Here is a 14,460-nt window from a genome sequence, read left to right as displayed (position 1 = left end):
ACACTGTTTTGAGGTTGCATATGAAACTGACGAAGTCAGCTCAAAACATAGTTTTGAGGTTGTAGATGAAACTGACGAAGTCAGTAACCATACCTACGGCAAGGCGACGCTGACGAAGTTTGAATTGGATTTTCACAGAGTGTAAATTGTTGAAACTAGGTTGTCATACAATGTGTACCACTTGGGCTTTGGCAGTAGCTAACTGCACTAAATATAATATAAGGAGGGTTTTATGGGGAAAGGCCATTGGAATCGGAAAAGAGTTTATAGCATTCGTAAGTTTGCTGTGGGAGCTTGCTCAGTAATGATTGGGACTTGTGCAGTTCTATTAGGAGGAAATATAGCTGGAGAATCTGTAGTTTATGCGGATGAAACACTTATTACTCATACTGCTGAGAAACCTAAAGAGGAAAAAACGATAGTAGAAGAAAAGGCTGATAAAGCTTTGGAAACTAAAAATGTAGTTGAAAGGACAGAACAAAGTGAATCTAGTTCAACTGAGGCTATTGCATCTGAGAAGAAAGAAGATGAAGCCGTAACTCCAAAAGAGGAAAAAGTGTCTGCTAAACCGGAAGAAAAAGCTCCAAGGATAGAATCACAAGCTTCAAGTCAAGAAAAACCGCTTAGGGAAGATGCTAAAGCTGTAACAAATGAAGAAGTGAATCAAATGATTGAAGACAGGAAAGTGGATTTTAATCAAAATTGGCACTTTAAACTCAATGCAAATTCTAAGGAAGTCATTAAACCGGATGCAGATGTATCTACGTGGAAAAAATTGGATTTACCGTATGACTGGAGTATTTTTAACGATTTCGATCATGAATCTCCTGCACAAAATGAAGGTGGACAGCTTAACGGTGGGGAAGCTTGGTATCGCAAGACTTTCAAACTAGATGAAAAAGACCTCAAGAAAAATGTTCGCCTTACTTTTGATGGCGTCTACATGGATTCTCAAGTTTATGTCAATGGTCAGTTAGTGGGGCATTATCCAAATGGTTATAACCAATTTTCATATGATATCACTAACTATTTGAACAAAGATGGTCGTGAGAATGTGATTGCTGTCCATGCAGTCAACAAACAGCCAAGTAGCCGTTGGTATTCAGGAAGTGGTATCTATCGTGATGTGACTTTACAAGTGACAGATAAGGTGCATGTTGAGAAAAATGGGACAACTATTTTAACACCAAAACTTGAAGAACAACAACATGGCAAGGTTGAAACTCATGTGACCAGCAAAATCGTCAATACGGACGACAAAGACCATGAACTTGTAGCAGAATATCAAATCGTTGAACGTGGTGGTCAGGCTGTGACAGGTCTAGTACGTACAGAGAGTCGTACCTTAAAAGCACATGAATCAACAAGCCTAGATGCGATTTTAGAAGTTGAAAGACCAAAACTCTGGACCGTTTTAAATGACAAACCTGCCTTGTACGAATTGATTACGCGTGTTTACCGTGACGGTCAATTGGTTGATGCTAAGAAGGATTTGTTTGGTTACCGTTACTATCACTGGACTCCAAATGAAGGTTTCTCTTTGAATGGTGAACGTATTAAATTCCATGGAGTATCCTTGCACCACGACCATGGGGCGCTTGGAGCAGAAGAAAACTATAAAGCAGAATACCGTCGTCTCAAACAAATGAAGGAGATGGGAGTTAACTCCATCCGTACAACCCACAACCCTGCTAGTGAGCAAACCTTGCAAATCGCAGCAGAACTAGGTTTACTCGTTCAGGAAGAGGCCTTTGATACTTGGTATGGTGGCAAGAAACCTTATGACTATGGACGTTTCTTTGAAAAAGATGCCACTCACCCAGAAGCTCGAAAAGGTGAAAAATGGTCTGATTTTGACCTACGTACCATGGTCGAAAGAGGCAAAAACAACCCTGCTATCTTCATGTGGTCAATTGGTAATGAAATAGGTGAAGCTAATGGTGATGCCCACTCTTTAGCAACTGTTAAACGTTTGGTCAAGGTTATCAAGGATGTTGATAAGACTCGCTATGTTACCATGGGAGCAGATAAATTCCGTTTCGGTAATGGTAGCGGAGGGCATGAGAAAATTGCTGATGAACTCGATGCTGTTGGATTTAACTATTCTGAAGATAATTACAAAGCCCTTAGAGCTAAGCATCCAAAATGGTTGATTTATGGATCAGAAACATCTTCAGCTACCCGTACACGTGGAAGTTACTATCGCCCTGAACGTGAATTGAAACATAGCAATGGACCTGAGCGTCATTATGAACAGTCTGACTATGGGAATGATCGTGTGGGTTGGGGGAAAACAGCAACCGCTTCATGGACTTTTGACCGTGACAACGCTGGCTATGCTGGACAGTTTATCTGGACAGGTACGGACTATATTGGTGAACCTACACCATGGCACAACCAAAATCAAACTCCTGTTAAGAGCTCTTACTTTGGTATCGTAGATACAGCCGGCATTCCAAAACATGACTTCTATCTCTACCAAAGCCAATGGGTTTCTGTTAAGAAGAAACCGATGGTACACCTTCTTCCTCACTGGAACTGGGAAAACAAAGAATTAGCATCCAAAGTAGCTGACTCAGAAGGTAAGATTCCAGTTCGTGCTTATTCGAATGCTTCTAGTGTAGAATTGTTCTTGAATGGAAAATCTCTTGGTCTTAAGACCTTCAACAAAAAACAAACCAGCGATGGTCGTACCTACCAAGAAGGTGCGAATGCTAAGGAACTCTATCTTGAGTGGAAGGTTGCTTACCAACCAGGTACCTTGGAAGCTGTAGCTCGCGATGAAGCTGGAAAAGAAATTGCACGTGACAAGATTACCACTGCAGGGCAACCAGCAGGAGTTCGCCTCGTCAAGGAAGAACACGCCATCGCCGCAGATGGAAAAGACTTGACTTACATCTACTACGAAATCGTAGACAGTGAAGGAAATGTTGTACCAACTGCCAATAATTTGGTTCGTTTCCAATTGCATGGACAAGGTCAACTAGTCGGTGTCGATAATGGGGAACAAGCCAGCCGAGAACGCTATAAGGCGCAAGCAGATGGTTCATGGATCCGTAGAGCCTTTAACGGTAAAGGGGTTGCCATCGTTAAATCAACTGAACAAGCAGGTAAATTCACTCTGACTGCCCACTCAGATCTCTTGAAATCGGACCAAGTTACCGTCTTTACTGGTAAGAAAGAAGGACAAGAGAAGACTGTTTTGGGGACAGAAGTAGCAAGAGTTCGTACATTAATTGGTAAAGAACCAAAAATGCCGAAAACAGTAGGTTTTGTATACAGCGACGGTAGTCGTGAAAAACTTCCAGTAACTTGGTCTCAAGTCGATGTTAGTCAAGCAGGAGTTGTGACTGTTAAAGGTACAGCAAATGGACGTGAGGTAGAGGCTCATGTCGAGGTTCTAGCAATTGCGAAAGAATTACCAACAGTTAAACGTATTGCTCCAAATACTAACTTGAATTCTGTAGACAAATCTGTTTCCTATGTTTTGACCGATGGAAGTGTACAAGAGTATGAAGTGGACAAGTGGGAGATTGCCGAAGAAGATAAAGTTAAGTTAGCAATTCCAGGTTCTCGTATTCAAGCGACCGGTTATTTAGAAGGTCAACCAATTCATGCAACCCTTGTGGTAGAAGAAGGAAATGCTGCAGCACCTGTAGTGCCAACTGTTACTGTTGGAGGTGAGGCAGTAACAGGTCTTACTAGTCGACAACCAATGCAATATCGTACTCTATCTTATGGTGCCCAACTGCCAGAAGTCACAGCAAGTGCTGAAAATGCTGATGTGACAGTTCTTCAAGCAAGCGCAGCAAACGGCATGCGTGCGAGCATCTTTATTCAGCCTAAAGATGGTGGCCCTCTTCAAACCTATGCAATTCAATTCCTTGAAGAAGCACCAAAAATTGCTCACTTGAGCTTGCAAGTGGAAAAAGCTGACAGTCTCAAAGAAGACCAAACTGTCAAATTGTCGGTTCGAGCTCACTATCAAGATGGAACGCAAGCTGTATTACCAGCTGATAAAGTAACCTTCTCTACAAGTGGTGAAGGGGAAGTCGCAATTCGTAAAGGAATGCTTGAGTTACATAAGTCAGGAGCAGTCACTCTCAAAGCGGAATACGAGGGAGCTAAAGGCCAAGTTGATCTCACTATCCAGGCCAATACTGAGAAGAAGATTGCGCAATCTATCCGTCCAGTAAATGTAGTGACAGATTTACACCAAGAACCTACTCTTCCGTCAACAGTAACGGTTGAGTATGACAAAGGTTTCCCTAAAGCTCACAAAGTCACTTGGCAAGCTATTCCGAAAGAAAAACTAGACTCCTATCAAACCTTTGAAGTACTAGGTAAAGTTGAAGGAATTGACCTTGAAGCGCGTGCAAGAGTCTCTGTAGAAGGTATCGTTTCAGTTGAAGAAGTCAGTGTGACAACTCCAATCGCAGAAGCACCACAATTACCAGAAAGCGTTCGGACATATGATTCAAATGGTCACGTTTCATCAGCTAAGGTTGCATGGGATGCGATTCGTCCAGAGCAATACGCTAAGGAAGGTGTCTTTACAGTTAATGGTCGCTTAGAAGGTACGCGATTAACAACTAAACTTCATGTTCGCGTATCTGCTCAAACTGAGCAAGGTGCAAACATTTCTGACCAATGGACCGGTTCAGAATTGCCACTTGCCTTTGCTTCAGATTCAAATCCAAGCGACCCAGTTTCAAATGTTAATGACAAGCTCATTTCCTACAATAACCAACCAGCCAATCGTTGGACAAACTGGAATCGTAGTAATCCAGAAGCTTCAGTCGGTGTTCTGTTTGGAGATTCAGGTATCTTGAGCAAACGCTCCGTTGATAATCTAAGTGTCGGATTCCACGAAGACCATGGAGTTGGTGCACCGAAGTCTTATGTGATTGAGTATTATGTTGGTAAGACTGTCCCAACAGCTCCTAAAAACCCTAGTTTTGTTGGTAATGAGGACCATGTCTTTAATGATTCTGCCAACTGGAAACCAGTTACTAATCTAAAAGCCCCTGCTCAACTCAAGGCTGGAGAAATGAACCACTTTAGCTTTGATAAAGTTGAAACCTATGCTATTCGTATTCGCATGGTTAAAGCAGATAACAAGCGTGGAACGTCTATCACAGAGGTACAAATCTTTGCGAAACAAGTTGCGGCAGCCAAACAAGGACAAACAAGAATCCAAGTTGACGGCAAAGACTTAGCAAACTTCAACCCTGATTTGACAGACTACTACCTTGAGTCTGTAGATGGAAAAGTTCCGGCAGTCACAGCAAGTGTTAGCAACAATGGTCTCGCTACCGTCGTTCCAAGCGTTCGTGAAGGTGAGCCAGTTCGTGTCATCGCGAAAGCTGAAAATGGCGACATCTTAGGAGAATACCGTCTGCACTTCACTAAGGATAAGAACTTACTTTCTTATAAACCAGTTGCTGCGGTTAAACAAGCTCGCTTGGTACAAGTAGGTCAAGCACTTGAATTGCCGACTAAGGTTCCAGTTTACTTCACAGGTAAAGATGGCTACGAAACAAAAGACTTGTCAGTTGAATGGGAAGAAGTTCCAGCAGAAAATCTGACAAAAGCAGGTCAATTTACCGTTCGAGGCCATGTTCTTGGTAGTGATCTTGTTGCTGAGTTCACTGTACGAGTGACAGACAAGCTAGGCGAAGCTCTTTCAGATAACCCAGAGTATGATGAAAACAGTAACCAGGCCTTTGCTTCAGCCACTAACGATATTGATAGAAGCTCCCATGACCGTGTGGATTATCTCAATGACGGAGATCATTCAGAAAATCGTCGTTGGACAAACTGGTCTGCAAGACCGTCTACCAATCCAGAAGTATCAGCAGGCGTAATCTTCCGTGAAAATGGTAAGATTGTAGAACGGACTGTTGCACAAGGAAAAGTTCAGTTCTTTGTAGATAGTGGTACAGATGCACCATCTAAACTTGTTTTGGAACGTTATGTCGGCCCAGACTTTGAAGTGCCTATCTACTATTCAAACTACCAAGCCTACGAATCTGGACATCCATTTAACAATCCAGAAAATTGGGAAGCTGTGCCTTATCGTGCGGATAAAGACATTGCAGCTGGTGATGAAATCAACGTAACATTTAAAGCTATCAAAGCCAAAGCTATGAGATGGCGTATGGAGCGTAAAGCAGATAAGAGCGGTGTTGCGATGATTGAGCTGACCTTTCTTGCACCAAGCGAATTGCCTCAAGAAAGCACTCAATCGAAGATTCTTGTAGATGGAAAAGAACTTGCTGATTTCGCTGAAGATCGTCAAGACTACCAAATCACCTATAAAGGTCAACGGCCAAAAGTCTCAGTTGAAGAAAACAATCAAGTAGCTTCGACTGTGGTAGATAGTGGAGAAGATAGTCTTCCAGTACTTGTTCGCCTCGTTTCAGAAAGTGGAAAACAAGTCAAGGAATACCGTATCCAGTTGACTAAGGAAAAACCAGTTTCTGAGAAGACAGTTGCTGCTGTACAAGAAGATTTTCCAAAACTCGAATTTGTTGAAAAAGATTTGGCATACAAGACAGTTGAGAAAAAAGATTCAACACTGTATCTAGGTGAAACTCGTGTAGAACAAGAAGGAAAAACTGGTAAAGAACGTATCTTTACAGCGATTAATCCTGATGGAAGTAAGGAAGAAAAACTCCGTGAAGTGGTAGAAGCTCCGACAGACCGCATCATCTTGGTTGGAACCAAACCAGTAGCTCAAGAAGCTAAAAAACCACAAGTGTCAGAAAAAGCAGATACAAAACCAATTGATTCAAGTGAAGCTAGTCAAACTAATAAAGCCCAGTTACCAAATACAGGTAGTGCGGCAAGCCAAGCAGCAGTAGCAGCAGGTTTAGCTCTTCTAGGTTTGAGTGCAGGATTAGTAGTTACTAAAGGTAAAAAAGAAGACTAGAAATTTTGATACCTTCTTTATCATTAAAGACCAAAGAAAAACTCTTGTCCTAAATAGAAGATAAAGAGCCTGAGACAAAATAGTTCTCAACCACAAAAAAGCTAGATATTTCCAATTGCGGAACTCTAGCTTTTTAATTTTGAGTCGTTCTCTTATTGTATAGTAGATTGAAACTAGAATAGTACACTTCTACTTCTAAAACATTGTTAGAAATCAATTTGACTGTCCTTATCGATTTGTCCTGTTCTTATTTCATTTCACTATGTTTTAGGAGGTTATTGGCCATAAGTACCAATCCCATGTCAATTCTCACTTGACGCATCCCTCTCAGATTACATATCTTGTAACCCAAACAAGCCTTTATCTGCCCAAAGACAGGTTCCACATCAATCTTGCGTTGAGCGAAAATCTGTCTACCTTGGGGAGATAAAAGCGCCTGACATTCTTTAACTTTCAAGTTTTGATAGCCTTCGTTCATATACAGTCCCTTTTGAGGGGCTGATTCAGGTTCGTCGGCGTAGTAAACCTTGATTTCCTGTTGAAAGTCTGTCTGTGTTTTCTGATGTTTGATATGGTGAAAACGATAGCACCAGCCATCAGGATGTGTGTAGCTATCCTCCTTGTTATCATAGTGCCAATTCGCTAAGTTTCTAGCTGACTGTTTATACCCTCTCTTTTGTTCCTTGTCAAACATGGCATATTTAATCAGAAGGGGAGTGATTTCTTCTTGAAAATAGACCTGTATCTGTTCTTGAAGTTTGGTGGAGAATTTCTCTGTCGTTTTCTTCCACACAAAACTATACTTGTTGGCATTGGCTTCAATCTTAGTTCCGTCAATAAACAAACAATCTAAGGTCACTAACTCTTCCATTTTTCAATTTTTCGCCCAGAGAAAATCCCTTGTGAATAGGCAAATAGAAGAGTAGATACAAGCATTTTAGGGTGATAAGACGGGCGATCAAAGGCATGATAGAAGGCGTAGAAGTGATGTTCCTCCAAGGTATTCACCACTTTTTCAATAGTAAAGACGAGATGGTCTTGTGGTAAGAAGGAACTGATTTCTAGTGGTAAAGTTGTTTGATTTGTGTTATAGTGAATATGCATGGGATAGCCTTTCTAAACGGTTTATTGGGCAATTCTATTTTACCAAGACTATCGCAACCATGCAAAAAAGCAACAGCAAATCCGTTGCTTTTTTTGGAGATAAGAGACTATTGTCCCAGACTCTTTTCTTTGTATAAAATTGTATAGTGTTATTGTCTATACTATTTTGTAGAGAAAGCAAAAATCCCTAGAAAATGCTTAGGGATTCGACTATTTCATTAAGAACAATTCAACAATCATTTCTATATACATGATAAGGGTTAATAAGAATCCTGCACGCCAGAAGAATTTGATGAATTTAGGATAGTAAAAGCTGCGTTTTTTCAAAAGGAAGAAAAAGACGAGAATAATGGCTAGAACTGAGAGGGCTAGCCCCAGTCTAGGGAGGAAATTATGGGTAAAGGTTTTAGCTGTGATCAGGTAGTACTCAAATACCAAGACTGGAAAGGCCAAATCCGCAAAGTTTCGTCCTAGTTTTTTTAATCTAAAAAGTTTGGTTATGATAATGCAGACTACTAGAGTCAGTATCAATAATAAAATAGATGCTAATTTCATTAAAATCATATCCATATTGTATCATAAAAAAAGGCTAATGGAAACGAGAAACAGAGGAATTTATAGGAAAGTCAGGCTTTTGAGATTGTGGGTGATTTTTGTTATAATGAGAGTTATGAAATCTTATAATACCTTGAATGATTATTATCGAAAACTCTTTGGAGAAAAGACCTTTAAAGTCCCTATTGATGCGGGATTTGACTGTCCCAATCGTGATGAAACTGTGGCTCATGGAGGCTGTACTTTTTGTACGGTTTCCGGTTCTGGAGATGCCATTGTGGCACCAGATGCGCCTATCCGTGAGCAATTTTATAAGGAAATTGACTTTATGCATCGTAAGTGGCCAGGTGTTCAGAAGTATCTGGTTTATTTTCAAAATTTTACAAACACCCATGAAAAGGTGGAAGTTATTCGAGAGCGTTATGAACAGGCTATCAATGACCCAGGTGTGGTAGGAATCAATATTGGAACGCGCCCAGACTGTTTACCAGACGAAACCATCGAATATTTGGCTGAGTTGTCGGAGCGCATGCATGTGAGGGTTGAATTAGGCTTGCAGACTACTTATGAAGCAACCTCTGACCTGATTAACCGCGCGCATTCTTATGAATTGTAGGTGGAAACGGTCAAGCGTTTGAGAAAGTATCCAAAAATTGAGATTGTTTCCCATTTGATCAATGGTTTACCTGGTGAAACTCATGAGATGATGGTTGAAAATGTCCGCCGTTGTGTCACGGATAACGATATTCAAGGGATTAAACTGCATTTGCTTCACCTGATGACCAATACACGTATGCAACGAGATTATCACGAAGGACGTTTGCAGTTGATGAGCCAGGACAAATATGTTAAGGTCATCTGTGACCAACTGGAAATCATTCCCAAACATATTGTCATCCATCGAATTACAGGAGATGCACCGAGAGATATGCTGATTGGGCTTATGTGGAGCCTCAATAAATGGGAAGCTCTCAACAGCATTGAGATGGAGATGCGACGTCGTGGAAGTGTTCAAGGATGCAAGGCTGTAAAACAGGAGTTTGAAAATGAAAAGACCACTTGAGATGGCACATGATTTTTTGGCTGAGGTCGTGACAAAAGAGGATGTCGTAGTGGATGCGACTATGGGAAATGGTCATGACACGCTTTTTTTAGCCAAGCTAGCCAAGCAAGTCTATGCCTTTGATATTCAGAAGCAAGCCTTGGAAAAGACCCAAGAGCGTTTGCATCAGGCTGGCTACACAAATGCCCAGTTAATCTTGCAAGGCCATGAGACACTGGACCAGTTTGTGACAGAAGCCAAGGCAGGGATTTTTAATCTGGGCTATCTGCCATCAGCTGATAAGTCTGTCATCACCAGACCTCAGACAACGATTGAAGCATTAGAAAAGCTGTGTGGCTTACTTGTCAAAGGTGGACGGATTGCTATCATGATCTACTATGGTCATGAAGGAGGCGACCTCGAGAGGGATGCTGTTTTGGATTTTGTTAGCCAGTTGAACCAACAAGAGTACACAGCTGCCATTTACCGAACTTTAAACCAAGTCAACAACCCACCGTTTTTAGTAATGATTGAAAAATTAGAGAGATATAGACATGGATAAACAATACCTACGTGAAAAGCTGGATGCCATGCGCCAGAATTTTGTTGAATCAACCCACCACGAACGAGCAGTGGGAGTGCTAGACCAAGCGCATATGAGCAAAAAAATGCTTAAAATCAAGAAAAAATTAGTTGCTCTTGAAATGGAACGGTGCCAGAGAAAAATTGAGCACAAGGATTGTTCCAAGATTGACCAAAAAATCAAAGAGCAGAAGGAGATATTTGAATCCTGTTGTAAAAAAGATTAAGGAGGACGTGCGTGGAATTACTGATTTACCTCATCCTGTTTTTACTGGTTTTGATTGTCTCAAGTACAACCAATAAGCTCCTGCCCTTTTTGCCTCTCCCTTTGGTGCAAATTCTTTTGGGAATTGTGATTGGTCTCTTTTTACCCAATACTGACTTTCACCTTAATACGGAGTTGTTTTTGGCACTGGTTATCGGACCCTTGCTTTTCCGAGAGGCTGAAGAAGCAGATGTTACGGCTATTTTAAAACACTGGCGAATTATTATCTATCTCATATTTCCAGTGATTTTTATCTCGACCCTGAGTTTGGGTGGTTTGGCCCATCTTCTTTGGCTTAGTCTTCCCTTGGCAGCTTGCTTGGCTGTTGGGGCGGCCCTTGGGCCTACGGACTTGGTTGCCTTTGCTTCTCTTTCGGAGCGGTTTAGCTTTCCTAAGCGCGTGTCTAATATCCTTAAGGGTGAAGGACTCTTGAATGATGCATCAGGTTTGGTTGCCTTTCAGGTAGCTTTGACAGCTTGGACAACTGGGGCCTTTTCCCTTGGGCAAGCGAGTAGTTCGCTCATCTTTTCAATCCTAGGCGGTTTTTTAATTGGATTTCTAACAGCCATGACCAACCGTTTCCTTCATAGCTTCTTATTAAGTGTGCGAGCAACGGATATAGCTAGTGAACTCCTTCTGGAATTGAGTTTGCCCTTGGTGACCTTCTTTCTGGCAGAAGAAGTCCATGTTTCAGGGATTATTGCCGTTGTGGTTGCTGGGATTTTAAAGGCAAGCCGTTTTAAGAAAATTACGCTCCTCGAAGCCCAAGTGGATACGGTGACTGAGACGGTCTGGCATACAGTGAACTTTATGCTCAACGGTTCTGTCTTTGTGATTTTAGGGATGGAGTTGGAAATGATAGCAGAGCCTATCTTGACCAATCCAATCTATAATCCCTTACTTTTATTGGGATCTCTTGTCGCTCTTACCTTTGTCCTCTTTGCTATTCGTTTTGTCATGATCTATGGCTATTATGCCTATAGGACTAGACGTCTCAAGAAAAAGCTAAATAAGTATATGAAGGATATGCTTCTCTTGACCTTCTCAGGTGTCAAGGGAACGGTGTCGATTGCTACGATTCTCTTGATACCAAGTAATTTAGAACAGGAGTATCCTCTCTTACTTTTCCTTGTCGCAGGTGTGACGCTTGTAAGCTTTTTAACAGGTCTCTTGGTTCTGCCTTATCTTTCTGATGAAGAGGAAGAAAGCAAGGACTATCTCATGCATATCGCCATTTTGAATGAAGTAACGCTGGAGTTGGAAAAAGAGTTGGAAGACACCAGAAATAAACTTCCCCTCTATGCGGCTATTGACAATTACCATGGACGTATTGAAAATCTCATTTTAAGCCAAGAAAACCAGGATGATCAAGAAGACTGGGCTGCTTTGAAACTCTTGATTCTTAGTATTGAAAGTGATGGATTGGAACAGGCCTATGAAGAGGGGAACATTAGCAATCGTGCTTACCGAGTTTACCAACGTTATCTGAAAAATATAGAACGAGGCATCAATCGTAAATTTGCGTCACGATTGACCTATTATTTCCTTGTTTCTTTGCGGATTTTACGTTTTCTCCTTCATGAAGTTTTTACTCTCGGAAAGACCTTCCGTAGCTGGAAGGACAAGGAGCAAAGCCGTCTCCGTGCTCTTGATTACGACCAAATAGCAGAGCTCTATCTTGCCAATACAGAGATGATTATTGAAAGTTTGGAAAACCTGAAGGGAGTCTATAGACGCTCTTTGATTAGTTTTATGCAGGAGTCTCGTCTTCGAGAAACAGCTATTATCAGCAGTGGTGCCTTTGTCGAACGGGTTATTACACGTGTCAAACCTAATAATATTGATGAGATGCTGAGGGGCTATTATTTGGAGCGCAAGTTGATTTTTGAATATGAAGAGAAACGATTGATTACGACCAAGTATGCCAAGAAGTTACGACAAAATGTCAATAACTTAGAGAACTATTCCTTGAAGGAAGCTGCCAATACCCTGCCTTATGATATGGTGGAATTGGTAAGAAGAAATTAGTTAATACTCTTCGAAAATCTCTTCAAACCACGTCAGCGTCGCCTTGGATTATATATGTGACTGACTTCGTCAGTTTCATCTACAACCTCAAAGCAGGGCTTTGAGCAACCTGCGGCTAGCTTCCTGGTTTGCTATTTGATTTTCATTGAGTATAAGATTGTAAGTGAAGGAGTGTGACATGAAAAAATGCTGGAAAGAGCTGACAGACAAGCCTTTAGTAAAAGCTTTTTTGCATTATTATCAAGCATCAGATAGTGAGTTGACCAGTGTCGCAGTAGCCTACTATTGGTTGATTTCGATTTTTCCCCTGCTTTTGGTGGTGGTCAATATTCTCCCCTATTTTCAGATTCCTGTGGGAGAATTTCTGGGCTTTATGAAAGACGTCCTGCCCCCAAGCCTCTATGAAGGTGTGGAAAAAATAGCCAGAGAAGTCTTGACGCAACCTTCAACAGGTTTATTGAGTTTTTCTGTTTTATCGGCGTTATGGAGTTTTTCAAAATCTATGAATTTCTTGCAAAAAGCTTTTAACAAGGCTTATGGTGTTGAAAAGAGTCGTGGACTTATTTCCCATCAGATGGTGAGTCTCCTAGTCAGTTTTGGCTTGCAGCTCCTCTTTGCTTTTGCCTTGTTTTTGAGCTTATTTGGGCAAATGATTTTGGATTTACTTGCTCATTATTGGACAAAAGATGGCATTATCTATCAGGCTTTACAAGGTTTGGCAGGTCCTCTGACTTACGCCCTCCTCTTTGCTATCTTGGTCATGCTTTATTATTTTCTTCCTAATCTATCTAACAGGAAAATTAGCTATACCCTACCAGGTAGTGCCTTTGTTCTCTTAGTGATTTTAGTTCTACTAACTCTGTTTTCTAGTTATCTCAATTACTATGTCCATCATTTGGTGGATGTCCGAATTTTAGGTTCCGTTCTTCTTGTTGTTATGATGTTTTGGTTTATCTTAATTGCCAAAATTGTTATTCTAGGCGCGGTGATCAATGCCAGTGTGCAGAGTTTGAAAGATCCGAGCTTTAATAAAGATTAACTATTTATCTATTACAAAAACGCATAGTATCAAGGTTCTATAAAGCCTTGATACTATGCGCTTTTGTGCTTTGACAGTTTTTGTTCAAGATTTCTAAATCATCTGATTAAATTCCTATTTTTCCCTATCATTGTCCCTGTTTTTTCGAAAATGGAAGGAGTATAATAAATCTATCAATAAAATGATAGGAGGAACTTTATGGGTCATATTTTCTTTTTTCTAAGTGTCTTTTTGGCAGGGATTCTATCCTTCTTTTCTCCTTGTATCTTACCCTTGTTACCAGTTTATGCAGGGGTGTTACTAGATGATAAGGATGGTGCTCAAGCTTCTAGTGGCAAATTTTCAATCTCAGTCACTAGTTTATTGCGAACGCTAGCCTTTATAGCAGGAATTTCCTTTATCTTTATTTTGTTGGGCTATGGAGCTGGTTTTTTAGGCGATTTGCTTTATGCTTCTTGGTTCCAATATGTGACAGGTGCGGTTATCATTCTCTTAGGCTTGCACCAGATGGAGATTCTACATTTTAAGGGGCTTTATAAGGAAAAGAGGTTACAACTGCAAGGACAGGGGCAAAATGGTAAGGGCTATAGTCAGGCGTTTTTACTGGGGTTGACTTTTAGTTTTGCTTGGACGCCTTGTGTGGGGCCGGTTCTGGGGTCTGTTTTGGCCTTGGCGGCTTCAGGTGGCTCAGGAGCTTGGCAGGGAGCGGGTCTCATGTTGGTGTACACGTTGGGTTTGGCGCTACCATTCTTGATTCTAGCTCTGGCCTCTAGTTATGTTTTGAAACATTTCCGAAAACTTCATCCCTATCTCGGGATTCTCAAAAAAGTGGGTGGTTTTCTCATTATTGTGATGGGACTCTTGGTTCTATTTGGAAATGCTTCAATTTTAAGTCAATTATTTGAATAAAA

9 protein-coding genes and 1 pseudogene are annotated in these 14,460 nt (G+C 41.1%); 7 read left to right on the top strand and 3 right to left on the bottom strand.

Features of this window, described 5'->3' with window-relative positions:
- Positions 1–232 precede the first annotated feature (232 nt).
- A complete protein-coding gene (bgaA, locus tag HT709_RS06300) occupies positions 233–6,934 on the top strand; it encodes an LPXTG-anchored adhesin/beta-galactosidase BgaA (protein WP_172925611.1) in 6,702 nt (2,233 codons plus the stop codon).
- 247 nt (positions 6,935–7,181) lie between these two features.
- Here bgaA and HT709_RS11820 read toward each other — a convergent pair whose 3' ends face one another.
- From HT709_RS11820 to HT709_RS06290, 3 genes are all read right to left on the bottom strand, one after another.
- A complete protein-coding gene (locus HT709_RS11820; RefSeq protein WP_014017217.1) occupies positions 7,182–7,412 on the bottom strand; it encodes a transposase in 231 nt (76 codons plus the stop codon).
- 380 nt (positions 7,413–7,792) lie between these two features.
- Positions 7,793–8,038: a transposase gene (locus HT709_RS11815; RefSeq protein ID WP_031222748.1), complete on the bottom strand. Its 246-nt coding sequence runs from the start codon at positions 8,036–8,038 to the stop codon at positions 7,793–7,795.
- Positions 8,039–8,248: 210 nt separating this feature from the next.
- Entirely contained in the window at positions 8,249–8,608 is a 360-nt protein-coding gene (locus tag HT709_RS06290) for a DUF3397 domain-containing protein (protein ID WP_172925610.1), read from the bottom strand.
- A 91-nt stretch (positions 8,609–8,699) separates the two neighbouring features.
- On the opposite strand from HT709_RS06290, the pseudogene HT709_RS06285 reads away from it, so the two are divergent.
- The 6 genes and pseudogenes from HT709_RS06285 (at position 8,700) to ccdA2 (ending at position 14,458) form a co-directional block, all read left to right on the top strand.
- A pseudogene (locus HT709_RS06285) lies at positions 8,700–9,656 on the top strand (TIGR01212 family radical SAM protein).
- Complete coding sequence (locus HT709_RS06280; RefSeq protein WP_172925609.1) at positions 9,640–10,197, top strand: class I SAM-dependent methyltransferase; 558 nt, start codon at positions 9,640–9,642, stop codon at positions 10,195–10,197. The pseudogene HT709_RS06285 and the gene HT709_RS06280 overlap by 17 nt, the downstream one beginning before the upstream one ends.
- Positions 10,190–10,444, top strand: coding sequence for a hypothetical protein (locus tag HT709_RS06275; protein ID WP_000361085.1), 255 nt, complete (start codon positions 10,190–10,192; stop codon positions 10,442–10,444). The genes HT709_RS06280 and HT709_RS06275 overlap by 8 nt, the downstream gene beginning before the upstream one ends.
- A gap of 11 nt (positions 10,445–10,455) precedes the next feature.
- The gene (locus HT709_RS06270) at positions 10,456–12,510 is read left to right on the top strand and encodes a sodium:proton antiporter (RefSeq protein ID WP_050261883.1); all 2,055 of its coding nucleotides are present in this window, start codon (positions 10,456–10,458) and stop codon (positions 12,508–12,510) included.
- A gap of 178 nt (positions 12,511–12,688) precedes the next feature.
- Positions 12,689–13,549, top strand: coding sequence for a YihY/virulence factor BrkB family protein (locus HT709_RS06265; RefSeq protein WP_023936357.1), 861 nt, complete (start codon positions 12,689–12,691; stop codon positions 13,547–13,549).
- Positions 13,550–13,747: 198 nt separating this feature from the next.
- Positions 13,748–14,458: a thiol-disulfide oxidoreductase-associated membrane protein CcdA2 gene (gene ccdA2, locus HT709_RS06260; RefSeq protein ID WP_031233594.1), complete on the top strand. Its 711-nt coding sequence runs from the start codon at positions 13,748–13,750 to the stop codon at positions 14,456–14,458.
- The last annotated feature ends 2 nt before the right edge of the window (positions 14,459–14,460 follow it).

The sequence above is a fragment of the Streptococcus sp. 1343 genome (assembly GCF_013277355.1).
Taxonomy (GTDB): Bacteria; Bacillota; Bacilli; order Lactobacillales; family Streptococcaceae; genus Streptococcus; species Streptococcus pseudopneumoniae.
Note: the sequence above shows the minus strand (reverse complement) of the source record. Positions and strands in the feature narration are given on the sequence as shown.